Source organism: Micromonospora sp. WMMD712 (genome assembly GCF_029581295.1).
Taxonomy (GTDB): Bacteria; Actinomycetota; Actinomycetes; order Mycobacteriales; family Micromonosporaceae; genus Micromonospora; species Micromonospora carbonacea.
In genome coordinates, this window is record NZ_CP120743.1 from 4,716,361 (window position 1) to 4,739,396 (window position 23,036).

Here is a 23,036-nt window from a genome sequence, read left to right on the forward strand (position 1 = left end):
CAGTCGGGTATCAGATCGTGCCTCAGGTTCCACATGCTTCACAACTTTCTGAAATCACTGTAGCTTCGGAATCGTGGAAACTCCGATAGAGATCTCCGGCCTGGTGAAGACCTTCGGCCGGACCAGGGCGCTCGACGGGCTCGACCTGACCGTCCGCGCGGGCGAGGTGCACGGGTTCCTGGGCCCCAACGGGGCCGGCAAGTCCACCGCCATCCGGGTGCTGCTCGGCCTGCTCCGCGCCGACGCGGGAACCGTCCGGCTGCTCGGCGGCGACCCCTGGCGCGACGCCGTCGCCCTGCACCGCCGGCTCGCGTACGTGCCCGGCGACGTGACGCTGTGGCCCAACCTGACCGGCGGCGAGGTGATCGACCTGCTCGGCCGGATGCGCGGCGGCCTCGACCGCGCCCGCCGCGACGAGCTGCTCGCCGCCTTCGAGCTGGACCCGCGCAAGAAGGGCCGGGCCTACTCCAAGGGCAACCGGCAGAAGGTCGGCCTGGTCGCCGCCCTCGCCTCCGACGCGGAGCTGCTGATCCTCGACGAGCCCACCTCCGGGCTCGACCCGCTGATGGAGGAGGTCTTCCAGCACTGGGTCCGCCGGGCCCGCGCCGACGGCCGCACCGTCCTGCTCTCCAGCCACATCCTCGGCGAGGTCGAGGCCCTCTGCGACCGGGTGACGATCATCCGCGCCGGCCGGGCCGCGGAGGCCGGCACCCTGAGCGAGCTGCGCCACCTCCAACGCACCAGCGTCGACGCCGAGCTGGCCGGGCCGCCGCACGGGCTGGCCGGGCTGCCCGGCGTGCACGACCTGCGGGTCGACGGCGACCGCGTCCGCTTCGACGTGGACACCCCGGCCCTCGACGCCGCGCTGCGCCGGCTCACCGAGATCGGCGTACGCAGCCTGGTCAGCCGGCCGCCCACGCTGGAGGAGCTGTTCCTGCGGCACTACGGCACGGCCGCGCCCGACGCCGCCCCGGCCGGGGCGGCGCGATGAGCCGCGCAGTCGCCGCACCGGGCGGCGCGCCGAGCCGTGCAGCCGCCGGGCGGGGCGGGCCGCTCACCGGCACCCGGCACCTGGCCCGGCTGATCCTGCGGCGCGACCGCGTCCTGCTGCCGATCTGGGTGCTGGTGATCGCCGCCCTCCCCGCCAGCTACGCGGCGACCTACGCCGAGCTGTACCCGACCGCCGCCCAGCGCGCCGAATACCTGGCCACCACCGCCGGCAACCCGTCGGTCGAGGCGCTGCTCGGCCCCGCGTACGGCGACAGCGTCGGCGCGCTCGCCGCCCAGCGGGCCGGGCTGCTGCACCTGATCGTGGGCCTGATCAGCCTGCTCGTCGTCGTCCGGCACACCCGCACCGAGGAGGAGGCGGGCCGGCGGGAGCTGCTCGGCGCCACCGTCCTCGGCCGGGCCGCGCCGCTGGCCGCCGCGCTGCTCGTCACGTACGCGGCGGACCTGCTGCTCGGGCTGCTCGTCGCCGGTGGCCTGGTCGCCACCGACCTGCCGGCCGCCGGCTCGGTGGCGTTCGGGCTGTCGGTGACCCTCGCCGGGATGTTCTTCGCCACCGTCGGCGCGCTCGCCGCGCAGCTCACCGAGAGCGCGGGCGCCGCACGGGGGCTGGGCCTCGCGGTCCTCGGCGTGGCCTACCTGGTCCGGCTCGCCGGGGACGCCGGCGGGGTGGAGTGGCTGAGCCGGCTCTCCCCGCTGGGCCTGGCCCAGCGCACCCACCCCTACACCGCCGAGCGGTGGTGGCCCCTGGCGGTGCTGGCCGGGCTGACCGCCCTGGTCGGTGCGCTGGCGTCGCGGCTGGCCGCCCGGCGGGACCTCGGCGCTGGCGTGCTGCCGCAGCGGCTCGGCCCGGCCACCGCCGGTGCCGCCCTCGCCGGCCCGCTGGGGTTGGCCTGGCGGCTCAACCGGGTCGCCCTGATCGGCTGGACCGTGGGCGCGGCGGGGCTGGGCGCGGTGCTCGGCGGCGCGGCGGAGGCGGCGGGGGGCGCGGTGGACGGCAACGAGGCCGTCGCCCGGCTGATGGAGCGGCTGGGCGGCAGCGCGTCGGTCGCGGAGGCGTACCTCGGGGCGACCCTGAGCATCACCGCCCTCGCCGCCGCCGGCTACGGCATCCAGGCCGCGCTGCGGATGCGGGCCGAGGAGACCGCCCAGCGGGCCGAGCCGGTGCTCGCCACCGGGGTCAGCCGGCCCCGCTGGCTGCTCGGCCACCTCGCCTTCGCCCTGCTCGGCCCGGCGGTCGTGCTGGTCGTCACGGGCCTGGCGACGGGCCTGGCGTACGGCCTCAGCACCGGCGACGTCGCCGGGCGGGTGCCCCGGCTGACCGGGGCGGCGCTGGCCCACGTGCCGGCGGTGTGGGTGCTGGTCGGCGTGGCGGTGCTGCTGTTCGGCCTGCTGCCGCGCGTCAGCGTCGGGGTGGCCTGGGCGACGCTCGCGGCCTGCCTGCTGCTCGGCCAGCTCGGCGCGGTGCTGGAGCTGAGCCAGTGGCTGCTGGACCTGTCGCCGTTCACCCACACCCCGCAGGTGCTGGGCGGGCCCGTGCCCCGGACGCCGCTGCTGACGCTCACCGCCGTCGCGGCGGCCCTGTCGGCGGCGGGTCTGCTGGCGTTCCGCCGCCGCGACCTGCCGAGCTGACGCGACCCGGCCGCCGAGCTGACGCGACCCGGCCGCCGAGCTGACGCGACCCGGCCGCCGAGCTGACGCGACCAGCCGCCGAGTGACGCGGCCCGGCCGGCGAGCTGACGCGATCAGCCCGGCCGGTGCCCGGGTCAGTCGGCGGCCGCGCCGTTGCGGATCATCAGGGCCGAGCGCAGGCCCGTGATGTCCAGGACGCGCAGCAGGAAGTCGCCGACGTTGGTCAGGACCAGCAGGCTCTGCGCGTGGCTGGCCTTGCGGCTCAGGACGACCAGGGTGCCCAGGCCCTGCGAGTCGCAGAAGGTGACGCCGCTCAGGTCGAGGACGATGCGCGGCGGCGGGTCGGCCAGCGCCTCGTTGACGGCGGTCGAGAGCTGGGCGGCCGTGAGCATGTCGATCTCACCGGCGAGGCGAAGCACGGCTTCATCGCCCGTCCGGTGTACCGTGATGGACAGTTCGGCACGATCCACCCGGTCAGCCTAGCGCGATCCCGCTCACCCGGCCCGTTGAGGCGACCAGGCGCGGCGGGGCCCGCCGCAGCGACCGTCCCAGCCCCCCGTCGAGCCCCATCGCCGGGGTGAGCCCGGTAACCCCGATCAGGGGTGGCTGCCGATTCGCCGTCCGGCGCTGACACAATGGCCGCATCGTGACCGATGACTTTTCCGCCGGATCCGGCCGCTACCCGGCCGACGCGCCGGCCTCAGAGGCCCTGTTCGACCGCGCCCGCGCCATCGTGCCGGGCGGGGTCAACTCGCCCGTGCGCGCGTTCCAGGCCGTCGGCGGGACGCCGCGCTTCATGGTCCGGGGGGAGGGCCCCTGGCTCTACGACGCGGACGGCCGGCGCTACGTCGACCTGGTCTGCTCCTGGGGCCCGCTGCTGCTCGGGCACGCCCACCCCGAGGTGGTCGACGCCGTCCAGGCCGCCGCCGCCCGGGGCACCAGCTTCGGCACCCCGACCCCCGGCGAGGTCGAGCTGGCCGCCGAGATCGTCGACCGGACCCCGGTCGAGCAGGTCCGCCTGGTCAACTCGGGCACCGAGGCCACCATGTCGGCGATCCGGCTGGCCCGGGGCCACACCGGCCGCTCCAAGATCATCAAGTTCGCCGGCTGCTACCACGGGCACGTCGACGCGCTGCTCGCCGCCGCCGGCTCCGGCGTGGCCACCCTCGGCCTGCCCGACTCGCCCGGCGTCACCGGCGCGGCGGCGGGCGAGACCATCGTGCTGCCGTACAACGACGTCGCCGCCGTCGAGGAGGCGTTCGCCGCGCAGGGGCAGCACATCGCCGCCGTCATCACCGAGGCGGCGGCCGGCAACATGGGCGTGGTCGCCCCGCGCGACGGGTTCAACGCCCAGCTCGCCCGGATCGCCCACGCGCACGGCGCGCTGCTCATCGTCGACGAGGTGATGACCGGGTTCCGGGTGTCCCGCTCCGGCTGGCACGGGCTCGACCCGGTCGACGCCGACCTGTGGACGTACGGGAAGGTCATGGGCGGCGGGCTGCCCGCCGCGGCCTTCGGCGGGCGCGCGGAGATCATGGCGCGGCTCGCCCCGGCCGGGCCGGTCTACCAGGCCGGCACGCTCTCCGGCAACCCTCTCGCGTGCGCCGCCGGCCTGGCCACGCTGCGGCTGGCCGACGACGCCGTCTACCGCCGGCTCGACGACACGGCCGCCGTCGTGGGCAAGCTCGCCTCCGACGCGCTGGCCGCCGCCGGGGTCCCGCACCGCCTGTCGTACGCGGGCAGCATGTTCTCGATCTTCTTCACGGACGCCGACGTGGTCGACTACGACAGCGCGCGGACCCAGCAGGTCCCGGCGTTCCGGGCGTTCTTCCACTCGATGCTCTCCGACGGCGTCTACCTGCCGCCGAGCGCGTTCGAGTCCTGGTTCGTCTCGGCGGCGATCGACGACGCCGCCCTGGAGCGGATCGCCTCGGCCCTGCCGGCGGCGGCGGGCGCGGCGGCAGCGGCAGGCAACGGGGGGTAACCGGTGAGCAAGACGGTGGTCCATGTGCTGCGGCACGGCGAGGTGCACAACCCGGGCCAGATCCTCTACGGCCGGCTGCCCGGCTTCCGCCTGTCGGAGCTGGGCGTGCAGATGGCCAAGGCGGCGGCCCAGGGGCTCGCCGAGCGGCACGTGGTGCACGTGGTGGCCAGCCCGCTCGAACGCGCCCAGCAGACCGCCGAGCCGATCGCCGCCCAGTTCGGCCTGCCCGTCGGGGTGGACGAGCGGCTGATCGAGAGCGCCAACTGGTTCGAGGGAAAGAAGGTCTCCCCGGGCGACGGGTCGTTCCGCGACCCGCGCAACTGGTGGGTGCTGCGCGACCCGGTCACCCCGAGCTGGGGCGAGGCCTACCGGGCGATCGCCGAGCGGATGTTCGCCGCCCTGCACGCCGCCCGCGTCGCCGCCGAGGGCCGGGAGGCCGTGCTGGTCTCCCACCAGCTCCCCATCTGGACCCTGCGCCGGTACGTCGAGCGCAAGCGGCTCTGGCACGACCCGCGCAAGCGGCAGTGCGGGCTGGCCAGCCTCACCTCGTTCCACTTCGACGGCGCGAAGGTGGTGGGCATCGGCTACTCGGAGCCCGCCGCGCACCTCGTCGCCACATCGCCGACCGCCCGGACGGCCAAGGGGGCCTGATGCCAGCCCGAAGGTGGATCGCCGGACTGCTCGCGGCCGTGACGGCCACGGCGGCGCTGGCCGGTTGCTCCGGCGACAGCCAGGAGCGGCGTTGCGCCACCACCGACGGGGTCATCGAGTGCGCCCCCGACCAGCGCTCCGCCGCGCCGAAGCTGACCGGCGAGCTGCTCACCGGCGGCAGCTACGACATCGCGAAGGACCTCGGGCAGGTCGTCGTGGTCAACTTCTGGGGCTCCTGGTGCCCGCCCTGCCGGGCCGAGGCCGACGACCTGGAGGCCACCTACCAGGCGACGAAGGGCTCCGGGGTGACGTTCCTGGGCATCAACGTGCAGGACAACCGGGACAAGGCGCTCGCGTTCGAGGAGGGGCGGGTCACCTACCCGAGCCTGTTCGACCCGCCGAGCCGGCTCGCCCTCGCCTTCGACATCGCGCCGAACACCATCCCCGCCACCGTGATCCTCGACCGGGACGGCCGGGTCGCCGTGGTCATCCGGTCGGCGGTCACCCAGGACCGGCTGCGACCGATCGTCGAGCGGATCGCCGCCGAGCAGCCCGCGTCCGACGGTTCCCGCTGATGGGCGAGACCTTCCACGACATCGCCAGCGGCGGCCCGCTGCTGCTGGCCATCGGCGCGGCGGCGCTCGCCGGGCTGGTCAGCTTCCTCTCCCCGTGCATCCTCCCGTTGGTCCCCGGCTACCTGTCCTACGTCACGGGCCTCGCCGGCACCGACCTGGAGAGCGCAAGGAAGGGCCCCCTGTTAACGCCTTCTGTAGAGCAGGGGCCCCCTGTTAACACCCCCCGGTCGGGGGAGCCGGCCGGTGGCAGGGCGGCGACCGGCCCCGGCGACCCGGCCGGCGGCGGGGTCGCCGTGCAGGAACGGACGGCGGAGCGTACCCGGGAGGGCGGCCGGACCGGCGCGGCCGTCAAGGGGCGGGTGCTCGCCGGGACGCTGCTCTTCATCGCCGGCTTCACCGCCGTCTTCACCGCCACCGCGATCCTCTTCGCCAGCGTCGGCCGGGTCCTCATCCAGTACGAGCGGCAGCTGGAGATCGGCGCGGGGGCGCTGATCGTCGTGCTGGGGCTGGCCTTCGTCGGGGTGCTCCCCGGCCTGCAACGGGAGTTCCGCATCCAGCGGCTGCCCGCCGCCGGTCTGCTCGGGGCCCCCGTCTTCGGCGCGGTCTTCGCGCTGAGCTGGATGCCCTGCACCGGCCCGACCCTCGCGGCGGTGCTCGGCATGGCCACCCCCGGCGGGCAGCTCGACCGGGCCGTGGTGCTCGCCGTGGCGTACTGCCTCGGGCTGGGGGTGCCGTTCGTCGTCTTCGGGCTGGCCTTCCACCGGCTGCTCGGGGTGTTCCGTGCCGTGCGGCGCAACAGCCGCTGGGTCACCCGGGTCGGCGGGGTCCTGCTGATCCTGATCGGCCTGGCGCTGGTCACCGGCGGGTGGACCAACTTCGTGATCTGGTTGCAGACCACCGTCGGCGTGGGCGAGGTGAGCATCTGATGACGGTCGTCGAGGACCGGCCGGCCCCGCCGGCCGACGCCCCCCGCCGCCGGCCCAACCCCGTGCTGGCCCTGCTGCGCAACTCGTGGCGGCAGCTCACCAGCATGCGTACGGCGCTGATCCTGCTCTTCCTGCTCGCGGTCGCCGCCGTCCCCGGCTCGGTGCTGCCGCAGCGCGGGGTCAACCCGGAGAACGTCAACAAGTACTTCGTCGAGCACCCCGACCTGGCCCCGAAGCTGGACCGGATCGGCGCGTTCGAGGTGTTCGGCTCGGTCTGGTTCTCGGCGATCTACCTGCTGCTGTTCACCTCGCTGATCGGCTGCATCGTGCCCCGGCTGCGCGACCACGTGCGCGCCCTGCGGGCGAAGCCGCCGGCCGCGCCGAGGCGGCTGGACCGGCTGCCCCAGCACGCCGTGCTGGCCGGCGTCGCCACCGCCGGTCCCGCAACCGTCGAGGGGACCGCGGCCGTCGAGGCCATCGCCGCCGAGTTGCGCCGCCGCCGCTGGCGGGTCCAGGTGCGCGGCACCGAGGTCTCCGCCGAGAAGGGCTACCTCAAGGAGACCGGCAACCTGCTGTTCCACACCTCGTTGATCGCCGTGCTGCTCGGGGTCGCGCTCGGCTCGTGGTACGGCTGGCACGGCAACAAGCTGCTGGTGGCCGGCGCGGACAACGCATTCTGCAACACCCGGCAGCAGTACGCCGAGGCCAAGCTCGGCCCGCGCGTCGACAGCGCCGACCTGCCGCCGTTCTGCCTGACGCTGAAGAGGTTCGACGCGACGTTCCTGGAGTCGACGCAGCCGGAGTCGTACCGGGCCACGGTCGACGTGGAGGAGGCGGGCCGGGCCACCCGCACCGCGTCCTTCTCGGTGAACGACCCACTGCGCCTCGGCGGCGCCAACGTCTACCTGCTCGGCCACGGCTACGCGCCGGTCCTGCGCTACACCGACCGCTACGGCAAGACGCAGACCAGCAACTTCCCGTTCCTGACCACCGGGGACGCCACCCTCACCAGCGAGGGCGTGGCCGCGTTCCCCGACGTCAACGTCGACCCGGCCACCGGCAAGCGGAACGCCGACCTCCAGGTCGCCTTCGAGGGGCTCTACCTGCCCACCGCGCCGCAGCAGCCCCCGTTCACCCGGTCGGAGTTCCCGACCGAGCGCAACCCGGCGGTGGTGCTTGTCGCCTACCGGGGCAACCTGGGCATGGACGCCGGCATCCCCGGCTCGGTCTACCAGCTCGACCAGCGCCAGGTCAGCAACGGCAAGCTCAAGCAGATCGGCGACCGCAAGCTCGCCGTCGGCGAGAAGTGGACGCTGGACGACGGCAGCGTGCTGGAGTTCGTCGGCACGCAGCCGTACGTCACGATCTCGGTCCGGTACGACCCCGGCTCGGCTCTGCTGCTGGTCAGCTCGACGACGCTGCTGATCGGCCTCATGGGCGCGCTGGTCGGCAAGCGCCGCCGGGTCTGGTTCCGCGTCACGCCGGCCGGGACGCCCCCGGCGACCGGGGCGGCGGAGTCCGCGGCGGACCCCGCCGGTGGATCTCCGACGGCCGGTAGTAGCTTGGTGGAGGCCGGTGGCCTGCCGCGCACCGACTATCCAGGGTTCGCCGACGAGTTCGCGCAGCTCGTCGCCGCCATCCGCGGCGACGGGACGCCGGGCGAGCGGGCCGGCGAGGCGACAGCGCGTGGCCCGGCCGGGACGCGAGAAGGAGCGCAGTGATGTCCGCACTCTCCGACCAGCTGGTCACGTTCGCGACCCTGGCGTACCTGATCGCGATGATCAGCCACGCCGTCGAGTACGCCCTGGGCAACGCCCGCGCCGTCGCCCGGCCCGCCGCGCCCGCGCGCGAGCTGGTCGGGGCGGGGGTGGGTGCCGGGAGCGCCGCCCGCTCCGACGGTCCCGTCGCCAAGGCCGACGCCCCGCCGGCCGGTGTCGACCGTGCGACGGCCCGGGGCCGGCTCGCCGGCCGCGTCGCGGTGTGGATCACCGTGCTCGCCGCGGCACTGCACCTCGGGGCCACGGTCACCCGCGGCATCGCCGCCGACCGGATGCCCTGGGGCAACATGTACGAGTTCGTGCTGACCGTGTCGTTCATCGGCACGGCGGCGTGGCTCGCCGTGCTGTGGAAGCGCCCCTCGCTGCGTCGCCTCGGGTTGTTCCTCACCCTCGTCATGGTGCTGCTGCTGGCGTTCGCCGAGCTGAAGCTCTATGTCGAGGTGGTGCCGCTGACGCCGGCGCTCAACTCCTACTGGTTCGTCGTGCACGTGTCGACGATCAGCTTCTCGTCCGGCATCTTCCTGCTGGGTGTCGTGCCGGCGGTGGCGTTCCTCATGCGCAACGGCTACGAGCAGGGCAAGCGCAGCTTCCCGTACACGCTGGCGAAGCGGCTGCCGGCGGCCGCCGGCCTGGAGCGGCTGACCTTCTCGCTGCACGCCTTCGCGTTCCCGGTCTTCACCTTCGCGGTGATCGCCGGGGCGATCTGGGCGGAGGCCGCGTGGGGCCGGCCGTGGGGCTGGGACCCGAAGGAGACCTGGGCGTTCATCTCCTGGGTGGTCTACGCGGGCTACCTGCACGCCCGGGCCACCCCGAGCGTGCGCCGCAACGTGGCGACCTGGCTCGCCGTCGTCGGCTTCCTCACCGTGCTGATGAACCTGTTCGGCGTCAACTTCTTCTTCACCGGCCTGCACTCGTACGCCGGGGTGAGCTGACCCCCGCCGGGCCCGACCCGCACGCGCGCGCCGGACCCGGACCGGGTCAGTGGCAGGTGCCGGTGCCCGAGTCGGTGAAGGTGGCGCCGGCCACCGGCAGGAACTGCCAGGTGTAGCTGGCCGGGGAGAGCGTCAGCTTGAGCACCCCGAAGGTGCGCCCGTTCTTGACCTCGCTGTTGGCGGCGGGCTCGGGGAACGAACTCTGGAGCGAACGCCCCCCGGTGCCCACCACGAACTCCCGGATGCCCCGGGCCGGGTCGGCGACCCCGGACGGGTCCTGCGGGGCGAACCGTTCGTACTGGTGGTTGTGCCCGTTGATGACGATCTCGGCACCGGCCTCGTAGAGCGCCTGGAACAGGGGCCGGACGTTCGACGACTGCCGGCCGCCGGAGCTGAACAGCGGGTGATGGTAGTGGGCCAGGGTGCAGCGGGTCGGGTGCGCGGCCAGGTCCGCGCGTAGCCACCGTTCCTGCGCCGAGCCGGCCTGGCAGCCGCCCACTTCCGAGCAGTTGGTGTTGAGCACGACGATGTGCCAGCCGGCCTGGTCGAAGGAGTAGTACCCCTTGCCGGGCGGCAGCACCGGGCCGAAGTAGTCGAAGGTGGGCTTGGCGTTGGCGGTCAGATAGTCGTGGTTGCCGAGGATCGGCTTCGTCCGGTCCTTGAACTGGCCCCACGTCGGGCCGTAGCAGTTGGCGAGCTGGTCCGCCGTACCGCTGTCGGTGAGGTCGCCGCCGGCCATCACGGTGCCGGGCTCGCGGGCGACGATCTGCGCGGTCTGCGCCGCCCCGGTGGTGCTGCACGCGGAGATGTCGCCGCCGTTGAGCAGCACGTTGTTGCCGGTGGCCGGCGGCCCGGTCTGGACGATCAGTTGCGGGGACAGATTGGGGACCTCCCGGCTGTCGTAGAAGGCCCCGTTCGGGTTGTCGGACGACAGGGAGAAGGCGACGAAGCCGTTGCCGGTGACGGCCCTGGTGACGTCCAGCTCGTACCAGGTGTTGCTGCGCACCGTGCCGAGCGAGCCGAGCGGTCCGCCGATCGACGGCGGCCGGGTGGCGTACGTCAGCGTGCGCTCCGACCAGTCGGTGCCGACCTCCCGCGCCGTGCCGCCGGCCGGGCTGGGCGCGTTGGCGGTGTTCTGGACGTGCAGCCGGAGGCGGGCGCTGGTGACCGGATCGAACAGCCGGGTGACCGTGAACTGGAGGTACGAGATCCGGGTCGGGGATGCCCCGACCATGAGGGAGTTGGTGTCGTTGAAGTTCGTGTTCGGGCTCGACGAGCTGACGTAGGTGTCCTGGCTGGGGAGGAACGTCACGGTGGTGGTCGCCGCCGCTGCCGGCGGCGCGCCGCCGAGCAGCCCGGCCACGAGGGCGAGGGCTGCCAGCACGCTGTGGGGAGCGCGTCTGCTCATGGTGATCTCCGTCCGGGCCGGCCGACCGCCACGGCTCGCGGCGCTGCCTCCCGGCCCGCCCATGCCCGGCGAGTGGACCCCGGGCCCCGTCACCGTCGTGTCAACGTCCGGTCACCGTCGGGTGATCACCTCGTCGACCCGGCGCGTCACCTGGTAGGCGATCTCCGGAACGTCGGCCAGCTCGATCCGGTCCGACCGCATGGCGAGCTGGGCGTGCAGCTCCCGCGCCACGGCGTCGCGGATGCGGACCAGCAGGGGCGAGAGGCCGTCCGGGTCGCCGGAGACGTACGCGTCGCTCATGCCCCCATCGTGTCGCCGGGTGCTCGTTCCGGCGAGCACGAACCCGCTTCTGCGAGATGTATAACTACACTTCTTAGAACTGTACTTATAAGAAATGTGGTGGCTGCGGTGGTACTGGGCAAGCCTGAAGGCATCTTCGACCGGGACGTCGAGTGGGCCGAGCTGACCCGGTTCGCCGCAGACTCTCGGGAGGGCGCGACCCTCGGAGTCGTCAGCGGCCGGCGACGCCAGGGCAAGACGCTGTTGCTGTATGAGCTGGCGCGGGCGACGGGCGGCTTCTACTTCGGTGCCACCGAGGCCACGGCCACAGAGTCGCTCCGCCGCCTCGGCGCGGCGCTCGGGCAGTTCAGCGGTGCGCCGGGCCCCGTCGAGCTGCCCGACTGGGGCAGCGCCGTGGACGCCCTCCTCGCGCTCGGCCGCGACCGGCCGGTAACCGTGGTGATCGACGAGTTCCCGTACCTGGTGCGGGCTGCGCGGGACCTGCCGTCGATCATCCAGCACGCGCTGACCCCGGGCCGTCCGGAGCGCACCGGCTCCCGTACCCGACTGTTGTTGTGCGGGTCCGCGCTCTCCTTCATGGGCGGGCTGCTCGCCGGCTCGGCACCGCTGCGGGGCCGCGCCGGGCTGGAGCTTCCGGTGCAGCCGCTGGACCATCGGGCAGCGGCGGCCTTCTGGGGGCTCGGCGACCCCGTTCTGGCCGTCGAGGTCTTCTCCATCGTCGGCGGGACGCCCGCCTACCGGCGCGAGTACGTCCAAGACGACGCGCCGACCGGCCCGGACGACTTCGACGACTGGGTGGTGCGCGCGGTGCTGAACCCGGCCCGTCCGCTGTTCCGCGAGGCGCGCTACCTGCTCGCCGAGGACCCCGACCTGCGGGACACCGCGCTCTACCACTCGGTCCTGGCGGCGGTGGCGGAAGGGAACGCGACCAGGGGTGGCATCGCCGGCTACATCGGTCGGAAGGCGACGGACCTGCAACACCCGCTGACCATCCTGGAGGATGCGGGCCTGCTCGCGCGGGAGCCGGATCCGCTGCGTAGCGGGCGGAGCCGGTACCGGATCACCGAGCCTCTCATCGCCTTCTACCAGGCTGTGATGCGACCGGCCTGGACGGCGTTGGAGCAGCGGCGGGGCGCGGACGTCTGGCGGCGCTCCCAGCGTCGGTACGCCAGCGCGGTGCTGGGGCCCACCTTCGAGGAACTCGTGCGCCAGTGGGCCCTCCGCTTCGCCGATCCCGACACGTTCGGCGGGGTCGTGGCCGAGGCGAGCGCGGCTACCCTGACCGATCCGTCCACCCGGACCGCCCACGAACTGGACCTGGTCGCCTACGGTGAGCCGCCCCTCGGTGACGGCGCGCGGCCGCTGTTGGCGATCGGCGAGGTCAAGTGGGGGCGGATCCTGGGTCGCCCCGACCTGGAGCGGCTGGGCCGGGCACGTGACCTGCTGGTGGGGCGCCCCGGGCTCGACGCGGCGGGCGCCCGGCTGCTGTTGGCCAGTGCCGAGGGCTTCACCGACGAGGTGGTCTGGGAGTCCGCGCGCCGGCCGGACGTCGTCCTCGTCGACGCCGCCCGCCTGTACGCGGACTGAGCGGCGCTCAGCCCAGGTCACCCGTTCTTGCCGACGCATCTCGGCCATCGTCGTTCCACAACCTCTCCACAACTTGCCCGCCAAGTGCTGACATTCCGCGCGCGAGTCGCTACGTTCCGGCAGGTCGTGTCCCGCCGTCCACCCGGTGGGTTTCTCTTCTCCAGCGCGGAGTGTCGGATGGGTGAGCAGATGTCTACAGCGGTGGTGATCCGCGCCCAGCTTCGTCGGTTGCGGGGCGCGGCGGGGCTCAACCAGGAGGAGTACGGGCGGCGAGCGCACTACTCGCCGTCGCTGATCTCGGCGGTGGAGTTGGGGCAGGCCACCCCCACGCTCACCTACCTGAAGCGCGCCGACGAGGTGCTCGGCACCGGCGGGCTCTTCGTCGCGCTGCGCGCGCTGGGCCGCCGGGAGCGGGAGCCGATCTGGTTCCGGCCCTGGCTGGAGGCGGAACGGGAGGCCGCCCAGCTCCGTACTTTCGAGCCCATGATGGTGCCCGGCCTGTTGCAGACGGCCGACTACGCGCGGGCGGTCTTCCGGCTGGACTCCGCCCTCACGCCCGATCGCGTCGAGGAGATGGTGGCCGCCCGCCTCGACCGGCAGGGCATCCTCGGCGGGGACGACCCGGCCCACCTGACCGCCGTGATCGACGAGACCGCGCTACGCCGATTCTCCGAGAGCACGGCCGAGATGATGGTCGGCCAGTTGCGCCACCTGCTCGACTGCGCCCGGCGGCCACACATCCGGGTGCACCTGCTGCCGATGGGGCTGGGGCTGCACGCCGGGCTGTTCGGGCCGTTCATCCTCGGCTGGTCGGCCGAAGGCGACTGGACGGGCTTCCTCGACAACCAGATCGGCGGCACGGTGGTGGACGAGGTCGAGGGGATGGCGACGCTGCTGCGAAGGTGGGAGAGTGTGCGCAGCGACGCACTGTCCCGCCAGCAGTCGATCGACCTGATCGAGGAGATCCTCAAGCCATGGACCTGACCGGTGCCCGGTGGCGCAAGTCCGCCCGGAGCGGCAACAACAGCGGCGCGTGCGTCGAGGTGGCCGACAACCTGCCCGGCCGGGTGCTCGTACGCGATTCCAAGGACCGCGACGGCGCGGTGCTGGCCTTCACGCCGAGCGCTTGGCGGTCCTTCGTGGAGCTGGCCACCGCCGGCTGAGCCGGCCTGTGCGCTGTTGCTGCCGGTAGCCTGCGCTGGCTTGTCGTTGGCTGCGCCTACTGCTTCCTGTTCACCTGTTCCGGGTGTTGCCGGTGCGGGCCCCGGTGGTCGGTCAGGTGCCGAACCAGCCCGGGACGTCGAGCCGGAAGAAGTTCGGCTGGGCGACCCGGCGCAGGTCGTCCTCCAGGGCGTTCACCCGCTGCTCGCCCAGCTGACCCAGCTCGCTGGCGGTCGTGCCGGCCGGGCCGACGGCCTGGAGGACGAAGCCGTGCACCGGCCGCAGCTAACGGCTGCCACCTCTGCGTGGCCATGCACATCGCCATCCTGGCCCGACACGCCGGCACCGCGGCACTGATCGAAGCGCTGCGCGTCGGGGCGGCGCTGCCCGAACCGCGACTCGAAGCGCTGCGCCGGTTCACCGCCGCCGTACTCGTCGATCACCTGGGCGACGTCCCCGACGAGGAGCTGGCCGCCTTCCTCGCCGCCGGCTGGCGGCCCCGGCTCGCGTTGGACGCCGTGCTCGGCATCGGCGCGCACACCATCTCCACCTTCGTCAACCGCCTGCTGCATGCCCCCCTCGACCCGGCTCTTCCCGATCCGGGGCGGTGCGGGGCAGGGGTGGGGTCAGTCGTGTAGGAAGGGGAGCAGGAGGGCGGTCAGCTCGGCCGGGCGCTCCTCGAAGAGCCAGTGGCCGCAGTCCTCGACGACGCGGCCCTCGACCGTGCGGGCGTACCGGCGCACCTGGTCGGCCACCTGCCCGCCGAGGCTGGCTGCGGCCCCGACAGCGAGCACCGGCATCGGCAGCGGCCGCTTCCGGTACGCCGCGTTGTCCGCGACGTCCTGCCCGAACGCCCGGAAGTAGGCGAAGCTGGCCCGCAGGTGCGCCGGGTCGGTCAGATGCCGGGCGTACTCCTCGATGTCGCCCGCGTCGATGCTGCCCTTGCGCACCATGAGCGAGTCGGTGAAGCGGTCCACCCAGAGCGCCTCCCGGCCGGCGACCAGCTCCTCCGGCAGGCCGTTGGCGAGGTTGAAGAAGCCGAAGTTCCAGACCGCCGGCCCGGCGGCGGTCAACGCGGGGAACGCGTAGATGCTCTCGTCGGGGATCGGCGCCTCGGTCAGCACCAGCCGGGACACCTGATCGGGGTGCGCGGCGGCGTAGGCGTACGCGACCATGGTGCCGACGTCGTGGCCGACCAGCCGGATGTACTCGGCCAGGCCCAAGCCGGTCAGCAGCCCGTGCAGGTCGGCGGCGAGGGTCTTCTTGTCGTACCCGCCGGGCGGGGCGTCGCTGTCGCCGAAGCCGCGCAGGTCGGGGGCGATCACGTGGTACGAGTCGGCCAGCTCCGGCAGCAGCCCCCGCCACATCCGCCAGCACTGCGGGTAGCCGTGCAGCAGCACCAGGGTCGGCCCCCGGCCGCCCCGGACGTAGTTGATCGCCACCGCGCCGACCCGGGTCCGCTGCTCGGTGAACCCCGCCGGCACCCGTCCGTCGCCCATCGCCGCCCCCATCGCCGCCCCCGTCCCGCCCCCGTCCCGCCCCGTCCCGACCCCGGCGGCCGATCATCCGGCGCGCCGCCACCCGTACCAACGAGCGCCGGTCGACTGGGGAGACGCGCGCCGCCCGGCGACCGGGCTTGTTAACAGGGGGCCCTTCCTCTACAGAAGGCGTTAACAAGGGGCCCTTCCTTGCACCTCAGCGCGGTGCGGGAGACTGGGGGCATGGCGGTTCGTGGGTTTCCGTACACCGATCTGAAGGACTTCCTCGCGGCCCTGGAGCGGGCGGGGGAGCTGCGCCGCGTCCGCGTCCCCGTGGACCCGACGCTGGAGATCAGCGAGATCGTCACCCGGACCGTGCGCGAGGGCGGCCCCGCGCTGCTGTTCGAGCGCCCGACCCGGGGCGAGCTGCCGGTGGCGATCAACCTGTTCGGCACCGAGAAGCGGATGGCGATGGCGCTGGGCGTCGACTCGCTCGACGAGGTCGGCGCGCGGATCGGCGCGCTGATCAAGCCGGAGCTGCCCGTCGGGTGGTCCGGCATCCGCGAGGGCCTCGGCAAGGTCATGCAGCTCAAGTCGGTGCCGCCGCGCAAGGTCAAGACGGCCCCCTGTCAGCAGGTGGTCTACTCCGGCGACGACGTCGACCTGGGCCGGCTGCCCGGCCTCCAGGTCTGGCCCGGCGACGGCGGGATCTTCCACAACTACGGGCTCACCCACACCAAGCACCCCGAGACCGGCAAGCGCAACCTCGGCCTCTACCGGCTCCAGCAGCACTCCCGCAACACCCTCGGCATGCACTGGCAGATACACAAGGACTCCACCGCCCACCACGCGGTCGCCGAGCGGCTCGGCCAGCGTCTGCCCGTCGCGGTCGCGATCGGCTGCGACCCCGTCGTCTCGTACGCGGCCAGCGCGCCGCTGCCCAGCGACATCGACGAATACCTGTTCGCTGGGTTCCTGCGCGGCGAGCGGGTCGAGATGGTCGACTGCCTCACCGTCCCGCTCCAGGTGCCCGCGCACGCCCAGATCGTGCTGGAGGGCTACCTGGAGCCCGGCGAGCGGCTGCCCGAGGGGCCGTTCGGCGACCACACCGGCTTCTACACCCCGGTCGAACCGTTCCCCGTGCTGCACATCGAGACGATGACCATGCAGCGCGACGCCGTCTACCACTCGATCGTCACCTCGAAGCCGCCGCAGGAGGACCACGGCCTCGGCAAGGCCACCGAGCGGATCTTCCAGCCGCTGCTCAAGCTGCTGATCCCCGACATCGTCGACTACGACCTGCCGGCCGCCGGGGTCTTCCACAACTGCGCGATCGTGTCGATCCGCAAGCGCTACCCCAAGCACGCCCAGAAGGTGATGAACGCCATCTGGGGCGCGCACCTGATGTCGCTGACCAAGCTGATCGTGATCGTCGACGAGGACTGCGACGTGCACGACTACCACGAGGTCGCGTTCCGGGCGTTCGGCAACGTCGACTACGCCCGCGACCTGCTGCTCACCGAGGGGCCCGTCGACCACCTCGACCACTCCTCCTACCAGCAGTTCTGGGGCGGCAAGGTCGGCGTCGACGCCACCCGCAAGCTGCCCACCGAGGGCTACACCCGAGGCTGGCCCGAGGAGATGACCATGGCTCCCGAGGTCGTCTCCCTGGTCGACAAGCGCTGGAAGGAGTACGGGATCTGATGGCCACCGCCGCCGCTGCGCCGGCGCGGCCGGGCCGCGTCAAGTCCTTCCTCAAGCTCGTCGCGATCGAGCACTCCGTCTTCGCGCTGCCGTTCGCGTACCTGTCGGCGCTGACCGCGATGCAGGTCGACGGGGGCCGGGTCCGCTGGCTCGACCTGCTGCTGATCACCGTGGCGATGGTCGGGGCGCGGACGTTCGCCATGGCCGCCAACCGCATCCTCGACCGGCGGATCGACGCGCGGAACCCGCGTACCGCCGCCCGGGAGCTGGTCACCGGGGCGGTGAGCGTGCGGACGGCCTGGACCGGCGCGGGCGTCGCGCTCGTGGTGTTCCTCGCCGCCGCCGCCCTGCTCAACCCGCTCTGCCTGGCGCTCGCGCCGCTGGCCGTCGTCCCGCTGGTCGTCTACCCGTACGGCAAGCGGTTCACCAACTGGCCGCACGCGATCCTCGCGGTCGCCCAGGCGGTCGGCCCGGTCGGCGCGTGGCTCGCCGTCACCGGCACCTTCGCCGGCTCCTGGCCGGCGTGGCTGCTCGGCGCGGCCGTCGGCCTGTGGATCGGCGGCTTCGACCTGATCTACGCCTGCCAGGACGCCGAGGTCGACCGCGAGATCGGCGTGCACAGCGTCCCCGCCCGGTACGGGCTGCGGTTCGCCCTGCACGCCTCCACCGTCGCGCACGTGGTGACGTTCGCGCTGTTCGTCTGGTTCGGGGCGCTCGTCGGGTTCGGCTGGCCGTGGTGGATCGGGCTGGCGCTCACCGCCGCCGCGTTCGGCTACCAGCACCTGGTGGTCAGCCCGACAGACCTGAGCAAGGTCAACCGGGCGTTCTTCACGGCGAACGGGTTCGTCGGCATCGCGCTGTTCGTGTTCGCGCTGGTCGACCTCGTGGCCAGGCTGGGCCTGCGCCCCTGAGCGAGCCGAGCCCGCCCCGCCCGCTGCTCCCCCCGCTGCCGCTGCCGCTGCCCAGCGTGGTTAAGAAGGGGCCCCTGCTCTACCGGAAGCGTTAAGAAGGGGCCCCTCCTTACCGTCGTCCCCGTAGCGGGCGCTCTCCAGCGTCCAGTCGATCGTGCCCCGGACGGCGGCGGCGACCCCGTCGAGGTGGTCGGCGACCGCCTCGTCCAGCGCCGGCCCGAACGACGGCACGCCCGCGCGCAGCTCGCCGAAGCGGCGCATCGCCGCCCGCCACCGCTCGGCGGCCGGGCCGAGCGCGGCCGCCACCCCGATGCCCCGCTCGGCGGCCAGCGCCAGCACCAGGTTGTGCCCGCCGGAGGTGACCCGGTCCCGCTCCAGCGAGGCGATGTCGTTGTACCAGGAGAGCAGGTCGTTGCCGAGATCGCCGATCTCGCGCAGCAGCGGGTGGTGGTACACCGCGTCGGGCAGCGGCCGGCCCGTGACGAACTCGATCAGCGGATACGACACGTACGCCGCCGAGGTGGCCCGGCGCAGCTCGACGTACCGGGCGACGTCCGGCGGGCGGCCGGAGGTCTTCCCCACCGCCTCCAGCCACGCGCCGTGCAGGTGCTGGCCGACCGCGTCCGTGAACCGCTCCTGCCAGCGGGCCGGCATCCGGCGGCGCGGCTCCCGCCACGCCCGCACCAGCAGCCGGCGTAGCGGACCCGTGAGGCCCGGATGCCGCCCCCGGGGCCCGTCGCGCAGCAGCCGGAGCGTCCCGTCCCGCAGCGCGAGGATCTCGTCGGGGCACAGCCGGCCCGGCCTGTCGCAGGCGTCGTCGACCAGGAAGAACCAGGTGAACAGGGCGGCGATGACGCGCAGGTCGGGCTCGGTGGCCTGCGGGTAGAGCCGGCCCGCGTACCGGGCGAACCGGGCGCGGGACAACCGGTCCAGGGCAGGGGAGTCCAACGGGAGGCCGACGCCGGGCAGCCGGTCGTCGAGCCAGCGTTGCACCCGGTCGGCGTGCGGCGACAGCCGGGGCGGGATCGGGCAGTCGGCGCGCAGCGACCGGAGGACGTCGTCGGTCATCACCGATTCCCCCTGTGGGATGTGAATCGTTCTCGGCAGCATGGCAGGTCGGCCCCGCGCGGCTGCCCCCGCCCCGTCCCCCGGGGTGGGGGCGGCCGGCGGCCCGCCGCCGTGACCAGGCAGGCTGGAGGGCATGCGGGAACCATGGGTGGTGGGAGTCTCCGGCGCATCGGGCACGCCGTACGCGGCGGCGGTCATCCGGGGGCTGCTCGACGCGGGCGAGCCGGTGGACCTGGTCGTCTCCCGGGCCGCCCGGCTGACCATCCTCGACGAGACCGGGCGGGCGTTCCGCGACGGGCACTGGGCCGAGGACCTCGTGGCCTGGCTCGGGCGCGACCTGGGCGACGCCAACGTGCGGCACTGGCCCGCCGGTGACCTCGCCGCCGGCCCCAGCAGCGGCTCCTACCGGGTACGCGGCATGGCGGTCGTGCCGGCCAGCACGGCGGCCTGCGCCGGCATCGCGATCGGCCTGTCGAAGGACCTGTTGCAGCGGGCCGCCGAGGTCAACCTCAAGGAGCGCCGGCCGGTGGTGGTCGTGCCCCGGGAGACGCCGGTGACCCGCAGCCACCTGGAGCACCTGATCGCCCTGCACGACGCCGGGGCGGTGGTGCTGCCGGCCAGCCCCGGCTTCTACGGGGCCGGGGCGGCCGCCTCGGCGCAGCAGCTCGTCGACTTCGTGGCGGGAAAGGTGCTCGACGCGTTGGGCGTGCCGCACACGCTGTTCCGCCGCTGGTCCGGCGAGCTGGGCACCGCCCGCTCCTGAACCGGGCCCGGGCCGGTCGCTCCCGCCCCACGGTCCGGGGCCGGTCGTCGGCCCCGCCGCCGTGGCACTCCCGACGCCGGGGCCGGTGGCCGGACGCGGGCCGGACTGGCCGGCCCGTGCCCGTCAGCACACCTGCTCAGTACATCCCGGCATTGGCCGGGCCAGGGCCGGTCGACGCGGCGGGGCCGACGTTACGGGCCTTCCCCATCTCGTCCGCCTCGTCCAGCATGCCCTCCCCCTCAAGCAGGGCCCGCACCTCGGATTCCCGAAACCGGCGATGCCCGCCTGGAGTCCGGATGCTGCCTATCCGGCCGGCCGCCGCCCAGCGCGTCACAGTCTTCGGGTCAACCCGAAACAGCGCGGCGACCTCACCCGGTGTCAGCAGGCGATCTCCAGTGTCCACAGCCCCCTCCTCGCGTCGACGAAGCCCCCGGCTGAACACACTGCCCCCGGCCGGTGCGAGCCCAGAGCCGTCATGAGGGACGTATGGCAATTACAGCACCAGCGACCTGGCCTGTCCGCCAAACGCGAAAAACGCACTGAGTGGGAAGTTAGTAAACTGGGGCGGTTCTGCTCTCCCTCGACCGAAGGTCTGCGGACACTCACCTACTGTCATGTGCAACGCATGCCGGGCGACCGGCGTTACGCCCCAACGACTAGGGTCACAGTCCGTGGACGCCATCGACCTCAGCCTCGTGGAGCTGTTGCAGGGCAACGCCCGACTCTCGTACGCCGAGCTGGCCCGCCAGGTCGGCCTCTCCGCCCCGGCCGTGCACGAGCGGGTCGGCAAGCTGGAGTCGAGCGGCGTCGTCCGGGCCTACCGGGCGGAGGTCGAGCCCGAGGCCATCGGCCTCGGCGTCACCGCGCTCATCGGCATCGTCGAGGACTCCGGCGGCGACACCGACGACGTGCTGGAGGCGTTCCGGCGGATGCCCGAGATCGAGTCCTGCTACTTCATGGCGGGCGTCGAGTCGTTCCTGCTGAAGGCCCGGGTCGGCACCATCGCCGAGCTGGAGCAGCTGATCGTGCGGCTGAACCGCACCCCCGGGGTGGCCTCGACCCGGACGGGCATCGCGCTGTCCACCAAGTGGGAGAACCGCCCGCAGCCGCTGGCCCGACCCGCGACCTGACGGGCCCGCCCCGAGCCGGGCCGCCCCGCGAACGGCCCTGACCGGCCTTGCCCGACCCGGCCCTGACCGGCCTTGCCCGACCCGGTCCTGACCGGCCCGCGACCAGGGCCGATCCGCTTGCTACGTTTCCGAACATGACTCATCTCGACCGGTGCGACGAGGCCAGCCGGCGCTGGGTGACCGAGGCGATCGCCACGGTGGAGGCCGACGCGAACCGGTCCGCCGACACTCACCTGCTGCCGTTCCCGCTGCCCCGCGAGTGGGGCATCGACCTCTATCTCAAGGACGAGTCGGTGCACCCCACCGGCTCGCTCAAGCACCGGCTCGCCCGCTCGCTGTTCCTGTACGGGCTCTGCAACGGCTGGATCGGCCCGGGGACGACGATCGTCGAGGCGTCCTCCGGCTCGACGGCGGTCTCCGAGGCGTACTTCGCCCGGATGCTGGGGCTGCCGTTCATCGCGGTGATGCCGGCGTCCACCTCGCCCGAGAAGATCACCCAGATCGAGTTCCAGGGCGGGCGCTGCCACCTCGTCGACGACCCGGCGAAGGTGGTCGTCGAGGCGCGCTGGCTCGCCGAGGACTCCGGCGGGCACTTCATGGACCAGTTCACGTACGCCGAGCGGGCCACCGACTGGCGGGGCAACAACAACATCGCCGAGTCGATCTACGCCCAGCTCGCGCTGGAACGGCACCCCGTGCCGGCCTGGATCGTCGTCGGGGCCGGCACCGGCGGCACCAGCGCCACCATCGGCCGCTACACCCGGTTCCGGCGGCTGCCCACCAAGCTCTGCGTGGTAGACCCGGAGAACTCGGCGTTCTACCCCGCCTGGCAGGCCGCCGACTGGGCGGTGTGCACCGGCCGGGGCTCGCGGATCGAGGGCATCGGCCGGCCCAGCGTCGAGGCGTCGTTCCTGCCCGCCGTGGTGGACCGGATGGTCCAGGTGCCCGACGCCGCGTCCCTGGCCGCCATGCGGGCCGGCTCGGCCCTGCTCGGCCGCCGCGTCGGCGGCTCCACCGGCACCAACCTGTGGGGCGCGTTCGGCCTGATCGCCGGGATGCTCGCCGAGGGCCGTACCGGCTCGGTGGTCACCCTGATCTGCGACCCGGGGGACCGGTACGCCGACACCTACTACGCCGACGACTGGGTGGCCGGGCAGGGCCTCGACCTCGCCCCGCACCTGGCGACCGTCGACCGCTTCCTGGCGACCGGCGCCTGGCCCGAGTGAAAGGAAGGGCCCCCTGTTAACGCATTCTGTTGTACAGGGGACCCCTGCTAACGCTCGCGTCAGGCCGGGAGCGTTCAGCGCGGCGCGATGCGGTCGGCCAGGCCCGGATAGTGCAGCACCCAGCCGCCCGGGTCGACGGCCAGTTCCGTGGTGAACGTCTCGCTGGCGAAGCGGACCCGCCCGGGCCCGAGCGCCGCGTAGACCTGCTCGGCGGGCAGCACCAGCAGGCTGGGCACCTGCACCCACGCCACGGTGATCCGGTGCGCCGCCCCCGGCTCCGCCGTAGCCGGAGACGACGTCGTGGTCGGGGAGGCGGCGGTCAGCCCGAGCCGGCGTACCGGAAGGGTGTTGAACAACGGCGAACCGCCCAGGTCGACGTCCACCGCGGCGGCCAGCCGCTCCGGATCGTCGGTGCCCGGCAGACCGGCCGCCGGATGCCCGGCCGCCCGCAAGGCAGCGTCCAGGTCGCCCTGCTCGGCGGCGGTCACGCGCCACCGGCCATCCACCGCTTCCAGGCGTACGCTCCGCTGCCAGCCCGCGCCCTCCACCTCGACCTCCAGCCGGCTGGTCGCCCAGTCCGACCCGGCCGTCAGCCGGTACCGGCAGGTGTAGGGGATCGGGTCGACCGCGAGCACGACGCCCCGCGCGCCGAGCCCGGCGCCGTCGTCGAACACCACGTGCTCGCTGCCGGCGGTGTCCGTCCGGGCCCAGAACAGCGACTTCGGCATTGTCGGCATGAACCGGACGTTACGGCACGCCGGACCCGCCGGCAGCACAAGCGGAAACGCCGCCGCGGAGCGTGGGCTCCGCGGCGGCG

25 protein-coding genes are annotated in these 23,036 nt (G+C 73.5%); 17 read left to right on the forward strand and 8 right to left on the reverse strand.

What is annotated here, in order from left to right; all coding sequences use genetic code 11:
* Positions 1-73: 73 nt before the first annotated feature.
* Together O7633_RS20520 and O7633_RS20525 are read left to right on the forward strand one after the other, a co-directional pair.
* Positions 74-991 (forward strand): ABC transporter ATP-binding protein, encoded by a 918-nt coding sequence (locus tag O7633_RS20520; RefSeq protein WP_282323560.1) that lies wholly within the window; start codon positions 74-76, stop codon positions 989-991.
* Positions 988-2,637, forward strand: a complete 1,650-nt coding sequence (locus O7633_RS20525) for an ABC transporter permease (RefSeq protein WP_282323561.1) — start codon at positions 988-990, stop codon at positions 2,635-2,637. The genes O7633_RS20520 and O7633_RS20525 overlap by 4 nt, the downstream gene beginning before the upstream one ends.
* Positions 2,638-2,771: 134 nt before the next feature.
* Here O7633_RS20525 and O7633_RS20530 read toward each other — a convergent pair whose 3' ends face one another.
* On the reverse strand, positions 2,772-3,107 hold the full coding sequence (locus O7633_RS20530) for an STAS domain-containing protein (RefSeq protein ID WP_282323562.1): 336 nt from the start codon (positions 3,105-3,107) through the stop codon (positions 2,772-2,774).
* A gap of 176 nt (positions 3,108-3,283) precedes the next feature.
* Here O7633_RS20530 and hemL point away from each other — a divergent pair, with 176 nt between their 5' ends.
* From hemL to ccsB, 6 genes are read left to right on the forward strand one after another with little or no spacing between them, the layout of a single operon-like run.
* Positions 3,284-4,621 carry a glutamate-1-semialdehyde 2,1-aminomutase gene (hemL, locus tag O7633_RS20535; protein WP_278130902.1) on the forward strand — a complete coding sequence of 446 codons (1,338 nt, stop codon included), beginning with the start codon at positions 3,284-3,286 and terminating at the stop codon, positions 4,619-4,621.
* A 3-nt stretch (positions 4,622-4,624) separates the two neighbouring features.
* Positions 4,625-5,272: a histidine phosphatase family protein gene (locus O7633_RS20540; RefSeq protein WP_043961327.1), complete on the forward strand. Its 648-nt coding sequence runs from the start codon at positions 4,625-4,627 to the stop codon at positions 5,270-5,272.
* A complete protein-coding gene (locus O7633_RS20545) occupies positions 5,272-5,847 on the forward strand; it encodes a TlpA disulfide reductase family protein (protein WP_282323563.1) in 576 nt (191 codons plus the stop codon). Before O7633_RS20540 ends, O7633_RS20545 begins: the two co-directional genes overlap by 1 nt.
* Entirely contained in the window at positions 5,847-6,773 is a 927-nt protein-coding gene (locus O7633_RS20550) for a cytochrome c biogenesis protein CcdA (protein WP_282323564.1), read from the forward strand. The genes O7633_RS20545 and O7633_RS20550 overlap by 1 nt, the downstream gene beginning before the upstream one ends.
* Complete coding sequence (locus tag O7633_RS20555; RefSeq protein ID WP_282323565.1) at positions 6,773-8,494, forward strand: cytochrome c biogenesis protein ResB; 1,722 nt, start codon at positions 6,773-6,775, stop codon at positions 8,492-8,494. Before O7633_RS20550 ends, O7633_RS20555 begins: the two co-directional genes overlap by 1 nt.
* Entirely contained in the window at positions 8,494-9,483 is a 990-nt protein-coding gene (ccsB, locus tag O7633_RS20560) for a c-type cytochrome biogenesis protein CcsB (RefSeq protein WP_282323566.1), read from the forward strand. Before O7633_RS20555 ends, ccsB begins: the two co-directional genes overlap by 1 nt.
* Before the next feature lie 46 nt (positions 9,484-9,529).
* Here the strand turns inward: ccsB and O7633_RS20565 are convergent, their stop codons facing one another.
* Complete coding sequence (locus tag O7633_RS20565; protein ID WP_282323567.1) at positions 9,530-10,891, reverse strand: DNRLRE domain-containing protein; 1,362 nt, start codon at positions 10,889-10,891, stop codon at positions 9,530-9,532.
* A gap of 111 nt (positions 10,892-11,002) precedes the next feature.
* A complete protein-coding gene (locus tag O7633_RS20570) occupies positions 11,003-11,191 on the reverse strand; it encodes a hypothetical protein (RefSeq protein WP_282323568.1) in 189 nt (62 codons plus the stop codon).
* 99 nt (positions 11,192-11,290) lie between these two features.
* Here O7633_RS20570 and O7633_RS20575 point away from each other — a divergent pair, with 99 nt between their 5' ends.
* The 3 genes from O7633_RS20575 (at position 11,291) to O7633_RS20585 (ending at position 13,941) form a co-directional block, all read left to right on the forward strand.
* A complete protein-coding gene (locus O7633_RS20575) occupies positions 11,291-12,778 on the forward strand; it encodes an ATP-binding protein (RefSeq protein WP_282323569.1) in 1,488 nt (495 codons plus the stop codon).
* Positions 12,779-12,967: 189 nt separating this feature from the next.
* Positions 12,968-13,762 carry a helix-turn-helix transcriptional regulator gene (locus tag O7633_RS20580; protein ID WP_282323570.1) on the forward strand — a complete coding sequence of 265 codons (795 nt, stop codon included), beginning with the start codon at positions 12,968-12,970 and terminating at the stop codon, positions 13,760-13,762.
* Complete coding sequence (locus O7633_RS20585) at positions 13,753-13,941, forward strand: DUF397 domain-containing protein (protein ID WP_282323571.1); 189 nt, start codon at positions 13,753-13,755, stop codon at positions 13,939-13,941. Before O7633_RS20580 ends, O7633_RS20585 begins: the two co-directional genes overlap by 10 nt.
* Positions 13,942-14,053: 112 nt before the next feature.
* On the opposite strand, the gene O7633_RS20590 is transcribed toward O7633_RS20585, so the two are convergent.
* Positions 14,054-14,215 (reverse strand): hypothetical protein, encoded by a 162-nt coding sequence (locus O7633_RS20590; protein ID WP_282323572.1) that lies wholly within the window; start codon positions 14,213-14,215, stop codon positions 14,054-14,056.
* Between the two features lie 29 nt (positions 14,216-14,244).
* On the opposite strand from O7633_RS20590, the gene O7633_RS20595 reads away from it, so the two are divergent.
* Positions 14,245-14,577, forward strand: a complete 333-nt coding sequence (locus O7633_RS20595; RefSeq protein WP_282323573.1) for a hypothetical protein — start codon at positions 14,245-14,247, stop codon at positions 14,575-14,577.
* Here O7633_RS20595 and O7633_RS20600 read toward each other — a convergent pair.
* On the reverse strand, positions 14,566-15,438 hold the full coding sequence (locus O7633_RS20600) for an alpha/beta hydrolase (protein WP_282323574.1): 873 nt from the start codon (positions 15,436-15,438) through the stop codon (positions 14,566-14,568). The two genes, O7633_RS20595 and O7633_RS20600, sit on opposite strands and share 12 nt — an antisense overlap.
* A 222-nt stretch (positions 15,439-15,660) precedes the next feature.
* Between O7633_RS20600 and O7633_RS20605 the strand changes: the two genes are divergently transcribed.
* On the forward strand, positions 15,661-17,121 hold the full coding sequence (locus O7633_RS20605; protein ID WP_278130923.1) for a menaquinone biosynthesis decarboxylase: 1,461 nt from the start codon (positions 15,661-15,663) through the stop codon (positions 17,119-17,121).
* Complete coding sequence (gene mqnP / locus O7633_RS20610; protein ID WP_074475479.1) at positions 17,121-18,032, forward strand: menaquinone biosynthesis prenyltransferase MqnP; 912 nt, start codon at positions 17,121-17,123, stop codon at positions 18,030-18,032. Before O7633_RS20605 ends, mqnP begins: the two co-directional genes overlap by 1 nt.
* A gap of 60 nt (positions 18,033-18,092) precedes the next feature.
* On the opposite strand, the gene O7633_RS20615 is transcribed toward mqnP, so the two are convergent.
* Positions 18,093-19,100 carry a terpene synthase gene (locus tag O7633_RS20615; protein ID WP_282323575.1) on the reverse strand — a complete coding sequence of 336 codons (1,008 nt, stop codon included), beginning with the start codon at positions 19,098-19,100 and terminating at the stop codon, positions 18,093-18,095.
* Between the two features lie 133 nt (positions 19,101-19,233).
* Here O7633_RS20615 and O7633_RS20620 point away from each other — a divergent pair, with 133 nt between their 5' ends.
* Positions 19,234-19,863, forward strand: coding sequence for a UbiX family flavin prenyltransferase (locus O7633_RS20620; protein ID WP_282323576.1), 630 nt, complete (start codon positions 19,234-19,236; stop codon positions 19,861-19,863).
* Between the two features lie 136 nt (positions 19,864-19,999).
* Here O7633_RS20620 and O7633_RS20625 read toward each other — a convergent pair whose 3' ends face one another.
* Positions 20,000-20,266 carry a BldC family transcriptional regulator gene (locus O7633_RS20625; protein WP_043961351.1) on the reverse strand — a complete coding sequence of 89 codons (267 nt, stop codon included), beginning with the start codon at positions 20,264-20,266 and terminating at the stop codon, positions 20,000-20,002.
* Positions 20,267-20,534: 268 nt separating this feature from the next.
* Here O7633_RS20625 and O7633_RS20630 point away from each other — a divergent pair, with 268 nt between their 5' ends.
* Positions 20,535-20,993, forward strand: coding sequence for an Lrp/AsnC family transcriptional regulator (locus O7633_RS20630; RefSeq protein WP_043961353.1), 459 nt, complete (start codon positions 20,535-20,537; stop codon positions 20,991-20,993).
* Positions 20,994-21,127: 134 nt separating this feature from the next.
* Positions 21,128-22,219: a PLP-dependent cysteine synthase family protein gene (locus O7633_RS20635; protein WP_074475475.1), complete on the forward strand. Its 1,092-nt coding sequence runs from the start codon at positions 21,128-21,130 to the stop codon at positions 22,217-22,219.
* A gap of 74 nt (positions 22,220-22,293) precedes the next feature.
* On the opposite strand, the gene O7633_RS20640 is transcribed toward O7633_RS20635, so the two are convergent.
* Positions 22,294-22,956: a putative glycolipid-binding domain-containing protein gene (locus tag O7633_RS20640; protein ID WP_282323577.1), complete on the reverse strand. Its 663-nt coding sequence runs from the start codon at positions 22,954-22,956 to the stop codon at positions 22,294-22,296.
* Between the last annotated feature and the right edge of the window lie 80 nt (positions 22,957-23,036).

Coding starts and splice junctions, on each gene's coding strand:
- O7633_RS20640 (WP_282323577.1), bottom strand. CDS start 22,956: ATGCCGACAATGCCGAAGTCGCTGTTCTGGGCCCGGACGGACACCGCC.
- O7633_RS20545 (WP_282323563.1), top strand. CDS start 5,272: ATGCCAGCCCGAAGGTGGATCGCCGGACTGCTCGCGGCCGTGACGGCC.
- O7633_RS20605 (WP_278130923.1), top strand. CDS start 15,661: ATGGCGGTTCGTGGGTTTCCGTACACCGATCTGAAGGACTTCCTCGCG.
- O7633_RS20585 (WP_282323571.1), top strand. CDS start 13,753: ATGGACCTGACCGGTGCCCGGTGGCGCAAGTCCGCCCGGAGCGGCAAC.
- mqnP (WP_074475479.1), top strand. CDS start 17,121: ATGGCCACCGCCGCCGCTGCGCCGGCGCGGCCGGGCCGCGTCAAGTCC.
- O7633_RS20525 (WP_282323561.1), top strand. CDS start 988: ATGAGCCGCGCAGTCGCCGCACCGGGCGGCGCGCCGAGCCGTGCAGCC.
- O7633_RS20565 (WP_282323567.1), bottom strand. CDS start 10,891: ATGAGCAGACGCGCTCCCCACAGCGTGCTGGCAGCCCTCGCCCTCGTG.
- O7633_RS20570 (WP_282323568.1), bottom strand. CDS start 11,191: ATGAGCGACGCGTACGTCTCCGGCGACCCGGACGGCCTCTCGCCCCTG.
- O7633_RS20635 (WP_074475475.1), top strand. CDS start 21,128: ATGACTCATCTCGACCGGTGCGACGAGGCCAGCCGGCGCTGGGTGACC.
- O7633_RS20600 (WP_282323574.1), bottom strand. CDS start 15,438: ATGGGCGACGGACGGGTGCCGGCGGGGTTCACCGAGCAGCGGACCCGG.
- O7633_RS20620 (WP_282323576.1), top strand. CDS start 19,234: ATGCGGGAACCATGGGTGGTGGGAGTCTCCGGCGCATCGGGCACGCCG.
- O7633_RS20555 (WP_282323565.1), top strand. CDS start 6,773: ATGACGGTCGTCGAGGACCGGCCGGCCCCGCCGGCCGACGCCCCCCGC.
- O7633_RS20580 (WP_282323570.1), top strand. CDS start 12,968: ATGTCTACAGCGGTGGTGATCCGCGCCCAGCTTCGTCGGTTGCGGGGC.
- ccsB (WP_282323566.1), top strand. CDS start 8,494: ATGTCCGCACTCTCCGACCAGCTGGTCACGTTCGCGACCCTGGCGTAC.
- O7633_RS20550 (WP_282323564.1), top strand. CDS start 5,847: ATGGGCGAGACCTTCCACGACATCGCCAGCGGCGGCCCGCTGCTGCTG.
- O7633_RS20615 (WP_282323575.1), bottom strand. CDS start 19,100: ATGACCGACGACGTCCTCCGGTCGCTGCGCGCCGACTGCCCGATCCCG.